The organism is Sporichthya sp., assembly GCF_013815995.1.
Lineage (GTDB): Bacteria > Actinomycetota > Actinomycetes > Sporichthyales > Sporichthyaceae > Sporichthya.
In genome coordinates this window covers 1-16,099 of record NZ_JACDFE010000086.1, presented here as the reverse complement: position 1 = coordinate 16,099, position 16,099 = coordinate 1, and the positions used below count along the sequence as shown (strand labels likewise).

The 16,099-nt window shown below is 70.5% G+C and carries 18 protein-coding genes; 13 read left to right on the top strand and 5 right to left on the bottom strand.

Features of this window, described 5'->3' with window-relative positions; genetic code table 11:
* From H0X00_RS11445 to H0X00_RS11385, 13 genes are all read left to right on the top strand, one after another.
* On the top strand, positions 1–2,258 hold a 2,258-nt coding region (locus tag H0X00_RS11445), incomplete at its 5' end, for an ABC transporter substrate-binding protein (RefSeq protein WP_293770044.1).
* A gap of 30 nt (positions 2,259–2,288) precedes the next feature.
* Positions 2,289–4,508, top strand: a complete 2,220-nt coding sequence (locus H0X00_RS11440) for a molybdopterin-dependent oxidoreductase (RefSeq protein ID WP_293770043.1) — start codon at positions 2,289–2,291, stop codon at positions 4,506–4,508.
* 31 nt (positions 4,509–4,539) lie between these two features.
* A complete protein-coding gene (locus H0X00_RS11435) occupies positions 4,540–5,730 on the top strand; it encodes a thiolase family protein (RefSeq protein WP_293770041.1) in 1,191 nt (396 codons plus the stop codon).
* Positions 5,727–6,212, top strand: a complete 486-nt coding sequence (locus H0X00_RS11430; protein WP_293770040.1) for an OB-fold domain-containing protein — start codon at positions 5,727–5,729, stop codon at positions 6,210–6,212. The genes H0X00_RS11435 and H0X00_RS11430 overlap by 4 nt, the downstream gene beginning before the upstream one ends.
* A complete protein-coding gene (locus H0X00_RS11425; protein ID WP_293770038.1) occupies positions 6,209–8,536 on the top strand; it encodes a CaiB/BaiF CoA-transferase family protein in 2,328 nt (775 codons plus the stop codon). Before H0X00_RS11430 ends, H0X00_RS11425 begins: the two co-directional genes overlap by 4 nt.
* Before the next feature lie 187 nt (positions 8,537–8,723).
* Complete coding sequence (locus H0X00_RS11420) at positions 8,724–9,302, top strand: hypothetical protein (protein WP_293770037.1); 579 nt, start codon at positions 8,724–8,726, stop codon at positions 9,300–9,302.
* Positions 9,272–9,568 carry a hypothetical protein gene (locus H0X00_RS11415; RefSeq protein ID WP_293770036.1) on the top strand — a complete coding sequence of 99 codons (297 nt, stop codon included), beginning with the start codon at positions 9,272–9,274 and terminating at the stop codon, positions 9,566–9,568. Before H0X00_RS11420 ends, H0X00_RS11415 begins: the two co-directional genes overlap by 31 nt.
* An 85-nt stretch (positions 9,569–9,653) precedes the next feature.
* Positions 9,654–10,142 carry a hypothetical protein gene (locus H0X00_RS11410; protein WP_293770035.1) on the top strand — a complete coding sequence of 163 codons (489 nt, stop codon included), beginning with the start codon at positions 9,654–9,656 and terminating at the stop codon, positions 10,140–10,142.
* Complete coding sequence (locus tag H0X00_RS11405) at positions 10,139–11,671, top strand: AarF/UbiB family protein (protein ID WP_293770033.1); 1,533 nt, start codon at positions 10,139–10,141, stop codon at positions 11,669–11,671. Before H0X00_RS11410 ends, H0X00_RS11405 begins: the two co-directional genes overlap by 4 nt.
* A gap of 146 nt (positions 11,672–11,817) precedes the next feature.
* Positions 11,818–12,057 carry a hypothetical protein gene (locus H0X00_RS11400; protein WP_293770032.1) on the top strand — a complete coding sequence of 80 codons (240 nt, stop codon included), beginning with the start codon at positions 11,818–11,820 and terminating at the stop codon, positions 12,055–12,057.
* Positions 12,058–12,136: 79 nt separating this feature from the next.
* On the top strand, positions 12,137–12,373 hold the full coding sequence (locus tag H0X00_RS11395) for a hypothetical protein (protein ID WP_293770030.1): 237 nt from the start codon (positions 12,137–12,139) through the stop codon (positions 12,371–12,373).
* A 101-nt stretch (positions 12,374–12,474) separates the two neighbouring features.
* Complete coding sequence (locus H0X00_RS11390) at positions 12,475–13,083, top strand: NUDIX hydrolase (protein WP_293770028.1); 609 nt, start codon at positions 12,475–12,477, stop codon at positions 13,081–13,083.
* Positions 13,084–13,179: 96 nt separating this feature from the next.
* A complete protein-coding gene (locus H0X00_RS11385) occupies positions 13,180–13,431 on the top strand; it encodes a hypothetical protein (RefSeq protein WP_293770027.1) in 252 nt (83 codons plus the stop codon).
* 64 nt (positions 13,432–13,495) lie between these two features.
* Here H0X00_RS11385 and H0X00_RS11380 read toward each other — a convergent pair whose 3' ends face one another.
* The 5 genes from H0X00_RS11380 to H0X00_RS11360 all read right to left on the bottom strand — a co-directional run.
* Positions 13,496–14,236 (bottom strand): SDR family oxidoreductase, encoded by a 741-nt coding sequence (locus H0X00_RS11380; protein ID WP_293770025.1) that lies wholly within the window; start codon positions 14,234–14,236, stop codon positions 13,496–13,498.
* On the bottom strand, positions 14,233–14,706 hold the full coding sequence (locus H0X00_RS11375; protein WP_293770023.1) for a hypothetical protein: 474 nt from the start codon (positions 14,704–14,706) through the stop codon (positions 14,233–14,235). The genes H0X00_RS11380 and H0X00_RS11375 overlap by 4 nt, the downstream gene beginning before the upstream one ends.
* A 1-nt stretch (position 14,707) precedes the next feature.
* Complete coding sequence (locus H0X00_RS11370) at positions 14,708–15,211, bottom strand: polyhydroxyalkanoate synthesis regulator DNA-binding domain-containing protein (protein ID WP_293770021.1); 504 nt, start codon at positions 15,209–15,211, stop codon at positions 14,708–14,710.
* Positions 15,208–15,501, bottom strand: a complete 294-nt coding sequence (locus H0X00_RS11365; protein WP_293770019.1) for a hypothetical protein — start codon at positions 15,499–15,501, stop codon at positions 15,208–15,210. The genes H0X00_RS11370 and H0X00_RS11365 overlap by 4 nt, the downstream gene beginning before the upstream one ends.
* Before the next feature lie 67 nt (positions 15,502–15,568).
* A partial coding sequence (locus H0X00_RS11360) for a hypothetical protein (RefSeq protein WP_293770018.1) occupies positions 15,569–16,099 on the bottom strand: 531 nt, incomplete at its 5' end.

The window sequence follows — 16,099 nt, the reverse complement described above, 5'->3', positions numbered from 1 at the left end:
CTGCCGCCGCGCCCGGAACGACGACGGGCACCGCGCCCGGCACGTCCACCGGCGCGGGTACGGCAGCGACGAACGGCACCAAGGGCCAGGGTGCCGCGACGGCGTCCAAGCCGGGTGCCAGTGCGGCCCTGGCGGCCGCGGGTCCGGCCACCAAGCCGCTGATCAAGGTCGGGGCGGTCGGCACTTTCTCCGGCCCCGTCGGCGCGCTGGTCAAGGACACCATCAACGGCATCCGGGTCTGGCAGCAGTGGACCAACTCGCACGGTGGGGTGAACGGCCACCCGGTCGAGGTCCTCGTCGGGGACGACGGCGGCGACCCCGCGCGCTACATCTCCATCCAGCGCCAGTTCGTCGAGAAGGACGGCGTCGTCGCCTTCCTCTACGGCACGCTCGGCTTCTCGCCGAACGGCAACAACAAGTACCTGGACTCGCAGAAGATCTTCACCTTCGGTACCGAGGGTGGGCTGGAGACCGCGTACACCAACCCGTACGTGCTCACCGCCACCCCGACCGGCCTGGTCAACGCCGACTCGATCCTCAAGGCGCTCGGTGACGTGGCCCGTCCGTTGGGCAAGAAGAAGTTCGCCGAGTTCGCCTGCAGTGACTTCGGTCTGTGCGACAACTTCGACAAGCGCTGGGGCAACGCCGAAGCCGCGAAGGCCGTGGGCTTCGACGCGGTGGTCGCCCGCGGTCGCCCGTCGCTGACCCAGCCGGACTACACCGCGCAGTGCCTGGCCGCCAAGAACGGTGGCGCCGAGGTGGTCATGCTCGCCCTCGACACTGCGAGTCTGCGCCGCTTCGCCGGCGACTGCGCCCGGCAGAACTACAGGCCGATCTTCGGCACCGCGGACCTGCTGGCGCTCTCGAGCCTGCCTTCTGACCCGAACGTCGACGGCCTGATCGTCGCCAGCAAGATGGCGCCGTGGACCGACACGTCGGTCCCGGGCATCGCCGAGGTGACCAAGGCCTTCGCGCAGTACTCACCGGGCGCCATGCCCACCGGCGGTAACACCAACGGCTGGATCCTCGGCCAGTTCTTCGCCGCCGCCGGCGCGAGCTTCCCGGACGGCGCCGTCACCAAGGCGGACGTCGAAGAGGGCGTCTACAAGATCAAGAACAACAACCTGCAGGGCATGACGTTCCCGATCACCATGACCAAGGGCCAGCCGATGAAGCGGCAGCTCTGCTACGGCGTCGTGGTCATCGCGAACAAGCAGTACTCCAAGTTCCCGGGCCAGGCGCTGCGCTGCGGTGGCCTGCTGCCGGGGGCGTCGGGCTCGGTCGAGACGTCCTCGATTCAGGACTCGGTCCAGCCGTCGGAGCAGGCGGCCCCGACCCGGGCGGCACTCCGTGAGAACGCGCCGGCGGCCGCGCATGCATCGCAGGCGTGGTTGCCAATCGGCGCTCCGGACATCGTCGGGGTGATCCCGGCTCGGCCGCGAGTCGCCACAGCTGCTCCGGCGGGCTACGCCCGGCCGTCGGCGGAGGACGCCTGCGGGCCGGCTCGGGCCGCCGGGTTCTCCTACTTCATCGACGCCTTCCAGACCGGGTCCTCAGCCGGACCTGGCGTGCTCTTCGGTGCGTCGCTCGCGGTGCTCGGTACACCGCTGCCGGACCCGTTCGCGCAGTACCAGGGGCAGTTCATCGCCCAGGGCGCGACCGCGGTCGAGGGCTTCAGCGACTCGGTGCCGCAGAACTTCCAGGACAGCCGGGCCTACTTCGAGGCGTTCGCGGTCTACAACGACTACGCCAACGCGTTCATCGACGCCTTCGCCGACGGCCTGGACACCGGCGCCACCACCTTCGGGCCGTTCATCCAGCCCGGTGACCGCAGCCTGCGCGAGTTCGCCCAGTCGGCCCGCGACGCCAAAGCAGTGAACGAGTCGTGCGACGTCGCGGCCAAGCCCACCGGTGACAAGGTGCTCGACGCGTTGGCGAACGCCTTCGTCAAGGGCGACACCGCCAAGGCGATCGCGCTGATCCAGAAGAACAATCTCTACACCGCCCACGACGCGCTGGCGCAGGCGATCGTCGCCGGCGGCCTTGCGGTCGCCGAGTCGAACGTCTACGAGCCCTTCGTCCGCAGCGTGTCCGAGGCATTCGTGGACAGCGGGATCACGCCCTCCGACACGGGACAGACCTTTGCGATCGCGGCCCGGAATGTGGCTTCGACGCTGACCTGGGAGCAGGGCGCGATCGGTTTCCGCACCATCTGCGAGACCTACGCGCGCTACCTCGCGAAGGGTAAGTTCAGCTAGGGACGGCATTCGGCAGACGGAGGCCCGGGCATGTCACTGCGAACGGGCCACCGGATCTGTCCGCTCTGTGAGGCCACCTGCGGGCTCGAGGTCACTCTCGACGGCCCGCAGGTGGTGTCGGTTCGGGGCGCGGACGACGACGTCTTCAGTGAGGGCTTCATCTGCCCCAAGGGCGTGAACCTCGGCGCACTGGACGGTGACCCGGACCGGCTGAGCCGGCCTTTGATCCGCACGCCGGAGGGCTTCCTCGAGGTCGGCTGGGACGAGGCCTTCGCCGTCGTCCGGGCCGGGCTGGACCGGGTGCGCCAGACCACCGGCCGGGAGTCCTTCGCGCTGTACCGGGGCAACCCGACGGCGCACAACTTCGCTGCCGTGCCCTACCTGCGCGGTCTGGTCGCGGCGATGGGTACCCAGCAGCAGTACACCGCGAGTACCGCCGACCAGATGCCCGCGCACGTGGCCGGCTGCGCGGTCTTCGGCAGCCCGATGTCCATTGCGGTACCGGACATCGACCGCACGTCCTACCTGCTGATGCTCGGGGCCAACCCGATGGTGTCCAACGGCAGCCTGTTCACTGCGCCGGACTTCCCGCGCCGGGTCCGCGAGTTGCGCAATCGCGGCGGGCGCCTGGTCGTGGTCGACCCCAAGCGCACCGAGACCGCCCGCCGGGCCGACCGGCACCTGGCGATCCGGCCGGGCACCGACGCCCTGTTCCTGCTCGCGGTGCTGGCCGAACTCAGCTCCACCGATCGGTTGAACCCGGGTCCGCACGCCGGGTTGTTCGACGGCGTCGACGGGTTGCTCTCGTTGGCTGCGCCCTTCACCCCGGAGCGGGTGGCCGGCGCCACCGGTCTGGACCCGGCGGACATCCGCGCCGTCGCCCACGAACTGGCCGACGCACCGTCCGCCGCGGTCTACGGCCGGATCGGCACCTGCACGACCCGGCACGGCACCCTCACGCAGTGGCTGATCGTCGCGCTCAACGCCCTCACCGGGAACCTGGACCGCGCGGGCGGCGCGATGTTCGGCCGCAACCCGACCCGGGGTGCGTACCTGCCGGAGAAGCCGCTCCGCACCGGGCGCTGGCACAGCCGGGTCCGTGGCTTGCCGGAGGCGCTGGGCGAACTCCCGGTCGCGACTCTCGCCGACGAGATCACCGAGCCTGGTCCGGGACAGATCCGGGCGCTGATCACCGTGGCCGGCAACCCGGTGATCTCCGCTCCCGGCGGTGACCGGCTCGCTCCTGCGCTGGACTCGCTGGAGTTCATGGTCTGCGTCGACCCGTATGTGAACGAGACCACCCGGCACGCGGACGTGATCCTGCCTCCGCCGCGGGTGATGCAGAGCGGGCACTTCGACTGGCTGCTGGCCGGTTTCGCGGTGCGCGCCGTGCTCCGTTACTCCCCGCCCCTGGTGGATCTGACGGGGGATCAGCTCTCCGAGGCCGACATTCTCGCCCGGCTGACCGCGATCTGCGCCGGCGAGGACTCACCCGAGGCGGTCGCTGCGATCGGCACCAAGCTGGTCGACGGGGTGCTGGCCAGGATGGTCGCGCTGCCCGGCTCGCCGGTGCACGGCCGCGACCCCGGCGAGCTGGCCGCGATGGTGACCGGCCGCAACCCGCTGGAGCGCCACCTCGACGTCCTGATCCGGCTCGGCCCGTTCGGAGACGGCTTCGGCGCAGATCCCGACGGCGGCTCGTTGCAACAGATGCTGGAGCACCCCGAAGGCATCGACTGCGGTCCGATGGAGCCGCGGCTGGCCGAGGTCGTCGTGCACACCGACGGCCGCGTCCAGCTCTGCCCGGCCGAGTACGCTGCGGAGGTCGCGGTGCTGGCCGCCGAGCTGGACGACGCCTGGCCCGAGTTCGTCCTGATCGGGCGCCGCTCGCTGCGCTCCAACAACAGCTGGATGCACAACCTGCCCGACCTGGTCGGCGGCTCCAACAAGTGCACCCTGCAGCTTTCGATCGCCGACGCTGCGCGGCTCGGCATCGCCGCCGGCGACGAGGTCTGCGTCCGTTCTGCGGTCGGTGAAGTCCGGGTGCCGGCCGAGCCGATCACGGGGCTGCGCGACGGCGTCGTCAGCCTGCCGCACGGGTGGGGCCACGCCCTGCCGGACGTCGCGCTCGACGTGGCCCGCAAGGCCGGCGGCGTGAACGCGAATGCCCTGACCGATGCCGGGGTGGTCGACAAGTTCTCCGGCAACGCCGTTTTCAACGGTGTTCCGGTCGAGGTGTTCGCCGGTTGATCGCGCGACCCCTAATCTATACCCTGTAGGTATGACCTCCGCCGCGATCGCCGGGCTCGGCATCACCGAGCTCGGCAAGGTGTACGGGCGCTCGGCCACCAGCCTGGCCGCAGAGGCCGTCCGTCTGGCTGCGGCCGACGCCGGACTCCCGCTGTCCGCCGTCGACGGGCTGTTGGTCAGTTCGGGCAACAAGCAGGACGTGGGGATTCAGCTCGCCAACGTGCTGTCGACGGGACCGCTGGGCGTCTGCGCCACGATGAATGCCTTCGGTGCCACCGCGGGGGTCATGGTCGCCAGCGCGGCCAAGGCGATCGCGGCCCGCGAGGCTACGACGGTTGCGTGCGTCTTCGCCGACGCACCTCTGAAGCCGAAGGAGAGCGCCGGGACGGCGTACGGGTCGCCCCGCTTCAACAGCCGCGAGATCGCCGGCCTGGGCGGCTGGTCGCTCGCGGGCGGCGCGGTCAATCCGAACATCCTGTACGCGATGTGCGCCCGCCGGCACCTGGAGCGCTACGGCACCACCTCCGAACAGCTCGGCGCGATCGCGGTCGCGCAGCGCGCGTGGGCCGCCCACAACCCGCTCGCCGCGATGCGGGACCCGATCACGATCGAGGATCACCAGGCCTCGCGGTGGATCGCCGAGCCGCTGCACCTGCTCGACTGCTGCCTGGTCAGCAACGGGGCGGTCGCGGTGATCGTCACGGCCGGCGACCGCGCGCGCGATCTCGAGAAGCCACCGGTGCACGTGTGGGGCTGGGGCCAGGCGCACGAGGTGCGCCGCATGCACGCCGGGTCGGACTGGGGTCTGGTCACTCCCGCCGCGCGGTCCGGGCCGGCGGCGCTGCGGATGGCCGGCATCGGTGTCGACGATGTCGACATCGCCGAGCTCTACGACTGCTACACCTACACGGTTCTGGTGACCCTCGAGGACTACGGCTTCTGCCCGAAGGGCGAGGGTGGTTCCTACGTCGAGGGCGGCCGGCTCGCGCCGGGCGGCAAGCTCGCGGTGAACACCGGCGGCGGTCAGCTCTCGGCCTACTACATGTGGGGCATGACGCCGCTGTCCGAAGCCGTCATCCAGGCCCGCGGCGAGGGCGGGGCCCGGCAAGCGCCGCGCAACGACATCCTGATGGTCAGCGGGAACGGCGGCATCCTCGAGCACCACTCGACGCTGGTACTCAGTCCGCACGCCCGCGAACTCCCGGCCGAGGTGACGGCATGAGTTCCGCTGAGGTCGAGCTGCCGGCCTTCCCCGCGGTCGCCCGCGATGCCGGCAGCGCCGCGTTCTTCGACGCGGCCGCGCGGGGCGTGCTGCTCGTCCAGCGCTGCACCTCGTGTGCCACCGTCCTCACGCCGGAAGCGCGGACCTGCCTGTCCTGCGGCTCGGTCGACCTCGACGCGGCGGAGGCCGCGGGCCTGGGCCGCCTCGTCAGCTGGGTGGTCGTGCGGCACGCGCCGATCCCGGCGCTCGCCGGCGCCGTGCCCTACCTGTCGGCCGTCGTCGAACTCGACGAAGGCCCGTGGCTGATGGTCCGTCTGATCGAGGCCGGGTCTGCCGAGATTCACGCCGATGCGCGCGTGCAAGTGGACTTCGTGCGCTCGGGCGCAGAGGAGAACACGGGGGAATTGCTGCCGGTGTTCCGGCTGACTGCGTCTGACGTTGTGTCTGACGTTGGGCCTGAAGTGGCGGAGGGCAGCGCATGAGCTCCGGCCCTCGCGTGCTCAGCCTGCCTCTGGCGGGCCTCCGCGTCCTCGACCTGACCCACGGCGCGGCCGAGGCCTGCGGTCGCTACCTCGCCGACCTCGGCGCGGACGTCGTCCTCGTCGAACCGCCCGGTGGCTCGGCAGGGCGGGTCGACGCGATCGGCTTCGGACTGCGCAACGCCAACAAGCGCGGAATCGTGCTCGATCCGGACGACGCCGGCGTCCTCGCCCGCCTGGTCGACCTCGCCGGCGAGGTCGACATCGTCGTGGAGTCCCTGCCGCGGCCGCTCGCGGAATCGACCGGCATCACGCCGCAGGCCCTGCAGGCTGCGCACCCGACGCTGGTGGTCGTCTCCGTCACCGACTTCGGCCGGACCGGGCCCTACGCCGACTACGTGGCGACGGGCGCGGTGCTCGCCGCCATGGGCGGAGTGCTGTCCCGCTCCGGTCTTCCGGGAGCGCCGCCGCTGCTCCCGCCGGCCGGCATCGTCGCGCAGACCGTGGCCGTGCACGCCGCGTGGGCGGCGCTGGTCGCGTACACCAAGCGCCTGCGGACCGGCGAGGGCGAGATCGTCGACGTCTCCGCCTTCGAGGCCGTCGTGGGGGGCTTCGACCCTGGCTTCGGCACCCAGGGCTCCGCCGCGGCCGGTCGCAAGGAGACCTTCCCGCGTGACCGGCCCGACGCCGCCGCGTTCTATCCCGTGTTCGCGTGCGCCGACGGGCACGTCCGCATCGCGCTTCTCGCCCCGCGTCAGTGGCGCTCGATGTTCGAGTGGCTCGGTCAGCCGGAGGAGCTCGCCGACCCCAGGTACGGCCACATCGCCGTGCGGTTTGAGGCGGCGGACCGGCTGCACCCGCTGATCGCGGAGCACTTCGCGTTCTCGACCCGCGCGGAGCTCGTGGCCGAGGGCACGCGTCGCGGTATCCCGATCGCCGCCGTACTCAGTCCGGCGGAGGTCCTCGTCGCCGACCACTTCGCCGCCTCGGGCGCCCTGGTCGACGCCGAGATCCTCGACGGTGTCGAAGCGCGCGTGCCGCACGGGTACCTCTCCATCGACGGTGTGCGAGCGGGCCTGCGGCACCGCGCCCCGCGGGTGGGGGAGCACGACGCCGAGCCCTTCCCGGCGGCGACGGGCCCGACCGGGTTGGATCTCCCCGGCGAGGCCGGTGCCGGCCCGCTCGCCGGTCTGCGGGTGCTCGACCTCGGCGTCATCGTCTTCGGCGCGGAACTGACCCGGCTCTTCGCCGACCAGGGCGCCGACGTGATCAAGATCGAGAACTCGGCGTTCCCGGACGGACTGCGCCAGACCCGCAAGAACTCGGCGATGAACGCCTCCTTCGCCTGGGGCGCACGGAACAAGCGCGGTCTGGGACTGGATCTGCGCAGCCCGGAGGGCGCCGAGATCGTCCGCGAACTCGCGCGCACTGCTGACGTCGTCACCGGCAACTTCAAGCCCGGCACGCTGGAGTCCCTGGGGCTGTCCCGGGTGAAGCTCGCCGAGATCAACCCGCGGATCATCGTCTCCGACAGCAGCGCCTTCGGTTCGCGTGGTCCGTGGAGCGACCGCATGGGCTACGGCCCGCTGGTGCGCGGCGCGTGCGGCGTCTCGACGCTGTGGCGCTACCCCGAGGGCGACCCCAATCACGAGACGTACTGCGACGGCGCCACGGTCTACCCCGACCACATCGCCGCGCACGTCGGCGCCGTGGCGGTGCTGGCCGCCGTGATCAACCGGGCGCGCACCGGCCAGGGCAGCGCACTGGAACTGGCCCAGGCCGACGTGGCCGTGATGCATCTCGGACCGTTGCTCGCTCAGGAGTCGCGCCGTCCCGGCACGGTCCGCCCGGCCGAGCAGGGCGTGCTCGGTGGCGCGTTCGGTCCCGGTGTCTTCGCCTGCGCCGGTGACGACGAGTGGTGCGTGATCGAGGTCCGCGACGGGGCCGACCTGGCCCGGTTGGCCGAGGCGACCGGCGGCCAGGACGTGACCGAGTGGACGGCGCAACGCACCCCGTCGCAGGTGACCACGCTGCTGCAGGCTGCGGGTGTCCCGGCCGGGCCGATGCTGCGGCTGCCCGAGCAGTTGACGGATCCGCACCTGCAGGAGCGCCGGGCGTTCAGCACGATGACGCACCCGCACCTGTCCGGCCCGGTGCCGACCAGCGCCCACATCGCGCGGTTCTCCACGATCGCCGATCCGCCGCTGCGGCCCGCGCCGTTGCCGGGGGAGCACACGGTCGAGATCTGCTCCGAGCTGCTGGGCCTGGAGAAGGACGCGATCTCCGCCCTGGTGCAGCAGGGCGTTCTCCAGCTTCCCGAGGGATGATCCGCTTTCCTCCGGAGCCTTGTGCAGCTCCCGTGTTGCCGATCCGCAGGCGTAGGCCACAGATCAGGGTTGTTACGCACGTGGCGCGGATCTGCGGATCCGCCGCCACATCCGCATCAACGTTGATCTGTGGCCTACGGCGAATTCCCCGCTTTATCTATAGCCATTAGGCTGCGTTTCGGCGAGGATGGAGCCCTGTCCGTCCCACCGCATCGAGCCGATGGGGCAGACCCGCGAGGAGTGGGAGGTCCTCAACCAGATCTGCAAGCGGATGGGCCTCGGCGGCGCCCACATGTTCGGCATCGAACGGGCCCTGGCCAAGCGGGGTCTGGCCATGAAGCCCCATCAGATGGCGGACCTGCTGATCCGCACCGGCAAGGGCGGCGACCTGTTCGGCCTGCGCCGGTCGGGTTGGTCGTGGAAGAAGTGCGCCGAGAAGGCCCCGCGCGGGGTGGTGTTCCACGAGGAGCAGCCGATCTCCTCGGTGAAGAAGGTCATCAAGACCAAGGACAAGAAGATCGCGCTGGCCGACCCGCGGTTCCTCGCCGAGCTGGAACGGCTCGAGGGGTCCCTCGCCGAGAGCGCGGAGTTCCCGCTGCGCATGATCGGCCTGCGCGAGATGAACTCGCACAACTCGTGGATGCACAACTCGCCGCGGCTGATGCCGGACAAGCGCCGCCACCACCTGCACCTCAACCCCGACGACGCGGCCGTGCTCGGCCTGGCCGAGACGACGTGGCCAACCTCAGCTCCGAGGGCGGCCTGATCGAGGTCCAGGTGACGCTGAACCCGGAGATGATCCGCGGCACCGTCGAGCTGCCGCACGGATGGGGTCACGCCGGCGGGTGGCAGCGGGCGAACGCGGCCGGCGGGTCGACGTCGAACTTCCTGTCCTCACGGGTCGAGCGGATCTCGGGCACCTCGGTGCTCAACGGGATCCCGGTCCGGCTCGAGGCACTCGCCCGAACAGTCGATCGGGTCGAGGAGCAGGCAAGCGAGGTAGTCGGAACGGACGCGGTCGCGACGGTGTGAGGCCGGCACGCCGCTACGCTGGCGGACGCGCCGGTGGCAGCCGGGGCCGAGGGTGAGCTCTCGTCAGGTCGACAGGCGGTGCGCGATGGGTGAGCGGGTCTCCGCGCGACGCCGCGAGCGCCGCCAGATCGTCTGCCGCACCGACGGGTCGATGTACGACACCGCCGCCCGTCGCAGCATCTCGGTGGAGGATCTGCGCGACCACCTGCTCGACGGCGGCCACTTCGAGGCCGAGACCGAGACCGGGCGGGACTGCACCTACGACGTGCTGCGCCGGGTGATGGGAACTCCCGGCCTGGACGCCTTCACCGGCGGCGGCGCCGGTGCAGCCGGACCACTGTCGGGGCTGACCTCGCTGACCGGGATCAGCCAGCTGGCCGGCCTGGCCTCGATGTTCAGCGGGAACTCGCGCCTGGACTTCGACGACCGCAACCACCGCAACGACCGCGCGCCGGCCCCGCCGTCACGCTCGGAGTCCCGGGCCCGGCACCGGGCTACGCGGGAGGAGTTCCGGCCCGAGCCGGACGGCCCGACCGATGCGGAGCAGGCCTGGCCCGAGGCGGACGCCCCGTGAGCAATGCCCGAGCCCGGTTGGTCGTTGGCACGTTGGGTGGCCTGGTCGGCGGCGAGATCCGCCGGACCGTCGGACTGCGGGCCAGCAGCAGCGCTGACGACTTCGTGGGTTCGGACAAGCAGGCGCAGCGCGCCCGCGCGATCCGGCAGGGGATGGAGGACCTGGGCCCGCTGTACATCAAGGTCGGCCAGATGCTCTCGACCCGGCCGGACATCTGCCCCGAGTACCTGATGACCGAGTTCGAGAACCTGCACGCGAAGGTCTCGGTCTCGCCGTTCACCGATTTCGAGCCGGTCCTGGAGGACGAGCTCGGCGGGGACTGGAAGCGCTACTTCCGCGACATCGACACCGAGCCGATCGGGTGCGCCTCGCTCGCACAGGTCTACAAGGTGCAGCTCAAGTCCGGCAAGAACGCCGTGGTGAAGATCCAGCGACCGGGCGTGCGCCAGGACATGCTCGAGGACATGGCCCTGCTGGGCAAGGTGGTGCGCCGCCTGGCCAAGCGGATGCCCGACCTCAACGAGGTGCTCGATCTCGAAGCGATGCTCGACGTCGTGTTCACCTCCATGCGCCCCGAACTCGACTTCACCCTCGAGGGCGAGAACATGGACGACTTCCGCGACCGGGTCGCGGACTTCGACACCCTGAAGATCCCCGAGGTGCTGTTCGCGACGCCCCGCGTCCTCGTGCAGGGGCTGGCCAAGGGCAAGTCGATCCGCGACTTCGACAAGACCAAGCTCACCCCCGAGCAGTGCGAGACCATCGGTCGCGAGCTGCTCGCGTTCATGTTCTGGGGCTTCTTCGTCGACCGGAAGTTCCACGCCGACCCACACCCGGGCAACGTCTTCATCTCCGATGACGGCGAGGCCAACATCATCGACTGGGGGATGGTCGGCCAAGTCGACCTCAACCTGGCGATGTCCCTGATCGTGGTCCTGCTCAGCATGGGGATGGGGGACGGCACCACGCTGGCGCGCAGCTGGATCGAGATGGGCCGGGCGACCAAGCGCGCGGACATCGGCGGGTTCGTCGGCGACATGGGTCGGTTCGTGCCGGGCATCGCCGGACAGTCGCTGGAGCGCTTCAACTTCGGGGTGCAGCTCAGCGCGATCCTGAAGTACTCGACCAAGCGCGGCATCGCGACCTCCCCGATGATCGCCATCCTGGGCAAGGCCTTCGCCAACGTCGAGGGATCGATCCGGTACCTGGCCCCCGAACTGTCGATCACCGACGTGTTCGAGGACGAGTTCAAGTCCATCGCCCAGGAGCTCGCCCGTGCGGCCCTGGGCAAGGAGGCCATGGCACGACAGGCCGCGCAGGCATTTCTGATGGCCTTTCAGGGACCGGGCCAGGTCCGGTCGATCCTGGCCGACATGGCCAACCGCGACACCACGATGCGGCTCGGTGAGGACATGGGCATGCGCTCGCGGCACGAGGACCGGGCCGATGCCCGGGCCCGAGCCTGGCGGCGCGCGGCCCTGGCGGCCGGCGGCGCCGCCTACCTGATGGAGCGCAAGCGCCGGGGCTGAAATCGCCCTGCTCGGCCCGGCTCCGCCTACGTGTCCTGGACCACACGGACAACTCTGCGATGCCTCTTGCCGGGAACTTACGCACTGTGTAATAGTTACGCATCGCGTAAAACACGGTCGGAACATCCACTCAGAAGGAGCCCCCCATGGCCCGCAAGAACACCCTCACCCGGTTCATCGAGGACGTCGTCGACAACACCAAGGACTTCGTGGACGACATCGTCGACCGCGCCAAGGACGTCGAGACCGACGTGCGCAAGGCCGCCAAGAACGTCGTGGACGACGAGGACGAGACCCCCTCGGCCAAGGGCTCCGAGATCGACGCGCTGAACCGGGCAATCGCCGACCTGACCAAGAAGGTCAACGCTCTCGCCAAGGCCGCCTGACCCGCAGCTCCACCGCACCGCCGCCCCGCTGCACGCCAACCCCCATCCAGCACGCCCCCACACCCCAGGAGTGATCCGCATGGCTCGCAAGAACACCCTCACCCGCTTCTTCGAGGACATCGTCGACAGCACCAAGGACCTGGTCGACGACCTGGTCGACCGCGCCAAGGACGTCGAGGAGGACGCCCGCGACGCCGCCAAGAACCTCGTGGACGACGACGAGGACGTCACCCCGCCGGCCGACGTCGCCGCCCTGCAGGCCACGCTCAAGGAGCTCCAGGCCAAGGTCGCCGAGCTGCAGAAGAGCTCCAAGTAGGTCATCGACTTTTGGCCCACCACCCCAGAAGGCCGGCCCGCGATCGACGCGGTCCGGCCTTCTGTTATTTCGCAGGCCTTGATGTCGCCGACCTCGGCTGATTGCCTGAGCCCGTGGTCCCCGAGGCGCTGGCCGAGCACTGCCGGAGGTGCGGATCCGCGACCACCCGGCAGATCCCCCCGGGGGACACCCTGCCGCGGGCGACCTGCCCACGGTGCGGCGCGGTCGCGTACGACAACCCGAAGATCGTGGTCACCTGCGCGCTCTACGAGGGCGACCGGATCCTGTTCGTGCAGCGGGCGATGACTCCGTACCAGGGATGCTGGACGCTCCCCTCGGGCTTCGTGGAGTCCGGCGAGACGCTCGGCGAGGCGGCGAGCCGGGAGGTCGGCGAGGAGACGCACCTGAAGGTGCGGCCGGACCGGTGGGCGCTCTACGGCGTCCTGTCCCTGCCCGACCTGGACGAGATCTACATCGCCGTGGTCGCGCCGCTGCCGGGCCATGACTACGCGCCGAGCGCGGAGGCCTCCGACGTCCGCGTGATCACCCGCGAGGAGATGGTCGCGCTCGACCTGGGCTATCCGGCGCCCACCGTGCAACTGCTGGTCTGGCTCTTCGAGGGGATCGCCCGCGGCGACCTGCACGAGCCCGGCGAGCGCCTGTACGAGATGCGCGGACGCGACCCCGCTGCCGGCGACCAGGTGTCCTGAACCACACGCAGAATCCGGACCTCGACTTGCGCTGGACTTACGCGCTGTGTAATAATTACGCATCGCGTAAAGCACCATCTACCTGAGGAGCCCACCATGGCCCGTCGCAAGAACACCCTGACCCGCTTCATCGAGGACGTCGTCGACAGCACCAAGGACTTCGTCGACGACCTGGTCGACCGGGCGAAGGACGTCGAGGAGGACGTGCGGGACGCGGCCAAGAACCTGGTGGACGACGACGAGGACACCCCCGCGACCAAGGGCTCCGAGATCGACGCGCTGAACAAGGCGATCGTCGACCTCACCAAGAAGGTCAACGAGCTGGCGAAGCAGAAGGTCGCCGCCTGACCTGCGCGCCACCAGAACGACTCAGGGCCGGTCCGCACACCAAGCGGGCCGGCCCTTTCGGGCGCTAGGTGCGCAGTCCGCCATCCACCCCGAGGACCTGCCCGGTCACGTAGCCGGCGTCGGGGGCACACAGGAAACCGATCGCCCGGGAGACCTCGGCGGTGTCTGCCAGCCGCCCGGCGGGAACGACCTGAGCGAGCTGCTCAAGGAACTCCTCGGGCAGCTCGTCGTGCACCCATGGACTCGCCACCAGGCCGGTCATCACGACGTTCGCGGTGACGCCGCGGCCCGCCACCTCACGCGCGATGCGCTGGGTCAGCGTGATCAGCCCGCCGGTCGCGACCCCGTTGGCCGCCTGTCCCTCCGAGCCGGGACCGCCGTCGGTCGAGACGACCGTGACGATGCGGCCGTAGCCCTGCTCAAGCATCGGGCCGAGGGCGGCGCGCATCAGGTAGTACGGCCCGGACAAGTACGCGTTGATCACGCGGTCCCACTCGGCGGGTTCGAGACGCTCGATCGGGGTCTCGATGGTGAAACCGCGACGCATCGCGACGCAGACCACGGAGTCCAGCCGGCCGTGCTTGGCCAGGACCTCGTTGACCGCCCGCTCGCAGTCCGCGGCGTTGCCCAGCGAGCCCTCGTGAACGCTCGCGGCCTCGGGTGGAACGTCGTTGTCGTTCGGCCGGTCGGGCCGGCGTCCTACGGCCACCGTCATGCCGGCTTCGTGCAGACCGCGCACGATCGCGACCCCGACACCGGAGCCGCCGTTGGCCACCAGGGCGACGCGCTGCTCGGGCGCGCTCACTTCAGCAGCCTCTCGTCGGCGAGCCGGCGTTGTTCGGCGCGCGCCTTCACCCGGCCGATGAAGCCGTGAATGTGCTCCTCGATGACCTCATGGAACAGGCCGCGCATTCGAGTCGCCATCCGATGATTCAGATCCAGGTGCCCCACGTAGTCGAGGGTGGTCTCCATCGGGCTAGCCTGCGCCAGAGTCGAATGGCCGACGTAACGCGCCCCGAGGCTCGCGGCCGAGATCGAGTAGACGAACAGCTGGTTCGGCACGGCTTCTTCGGCGGCGGCGGTGCCGTCCACCTCGTACTTCAGCGGGCCCCAGGCCAGCTTCGCGGTGAACGTCGCCCGGGTCCCGTCGGAGTGCGAAACGGCGTTGCGCAGTTGCGGCGACTTGGCCAGGAAGGCCTGAAGGGAGTCCATCTCGGCCCAGACCATCGCCACCGGGGCGAGGACCCGGGCGTTGCGCTCGAAGCTGAGCTCCACGTCAGGCTCCCGGATTCCGAGGGGTGCGGGCGCGCGTGGTGGCGGCCTTGGCGGAGGGCTTCGCGGTCTTCGCGGCCGCAGCAGTCTTCTTGGCCGGTGGAGTCTTGGCCGCCGGGGCGTCGTCCGGGTCCATCGTCGAGAGCAGGGCGTCGATGGTGGTGGACAGCAGGCGGACGCGGTCGCCCATCGCGCGGAGCTCGCCGGCCCGCTGCTCGTCGCGGAGCATGACCTGCAGCAGCTCGCCGGGGTCGCGGATCAACGCGGTCAGCAGCGGGATGTCACTCTCGGCGGGGCGTTCGACGAAGGCGCTGGCGAGGATGCCGGCGAGCATCTCGCCGGTCATGTCGGCGCCGGTGTCGTGGTCGTGGACGCGGATCTCGACCCCGGTACGGACCAGTTCCTCGACGCGCTTGAGCGAGGTCAGCTCACCGGCGCCGGTGTCGTAGAGCTTGCGGTTGGCGTAGCGCTTGATGATCCGGGCGCCGGCGGGGGGCTCGAAGGTCATCGCGTCGACGAGCCGTTCTCGCCGCGCAGGGTGGCCAGCCGGTTCACCTTGGCGGTGAGTTCCTCGATCGCGGCCTTGAGGCTGTCGACCTCGTCCACGGGTTCGGCCTTGGCGCGGGAACGGCTTGAGCCGCTGTCGCCGTCCACCACGCGGCGGGCGCCCCGGCGGACGTCGTGCTCGACGTCCTTGGCGCGGTCCAGCGCGTCGTCGACCAGGTCCTTGGTGTCGTCGATGACGTCGCCCAGGAGGTTGGTGATGCTGTTCGTGCGGCGCTTGCGGTTCGTCGCCATCACGCCCCCTCCGGCCGACTGGACTGATTGTTCATCCCATTCAAATTACACGCTGCGTAGGGTGCCCTCAAGCGTTGGGTGCCACCGGAGTCCGGAGCGTCCCGGAGTCATCGCCCGACCACCACACGGTGCGCTCGGCCGCGATGGTCACGCGGGTTGTCGCGTCGTCGCTCCGGGCCCGCCCCAGTCCGTTCAGCTGGAGCCCGCGAACGCTGCTCGGCCGCGTCCCCGAGGTCTCGACGGTGAGGCACGCGGGGCCGGCGCTCAGGGCGCCACCCAGTCGGAGCGCGACGGTCGGGACCTGCGCCCAGCCCGTGGCGTCCCAGTAGCCCGGCAGGGCGAACGGGCCGTGCGGCCCGTGCCAGCCGAGGACCGCGGCCTCGCTGTCGGCGGCGAGCAAGGGGCGCAGACGCGCGGGAACGCGATCGAGGTCGGGTGGCAATGGATCGGGGACACCGGCGAGGAGTTCGGAGGGCTCGGGCCAGTCGCCCCACGCGCCGCGCAGGCGCGTCCCGTCCAGCAGCGCGACGCGGGTGAGCTCCACGCGGACCGCGACGCGCGAGAGCGCCAGGCCGGGGGAGCCGTTGCTGTCCAGGAC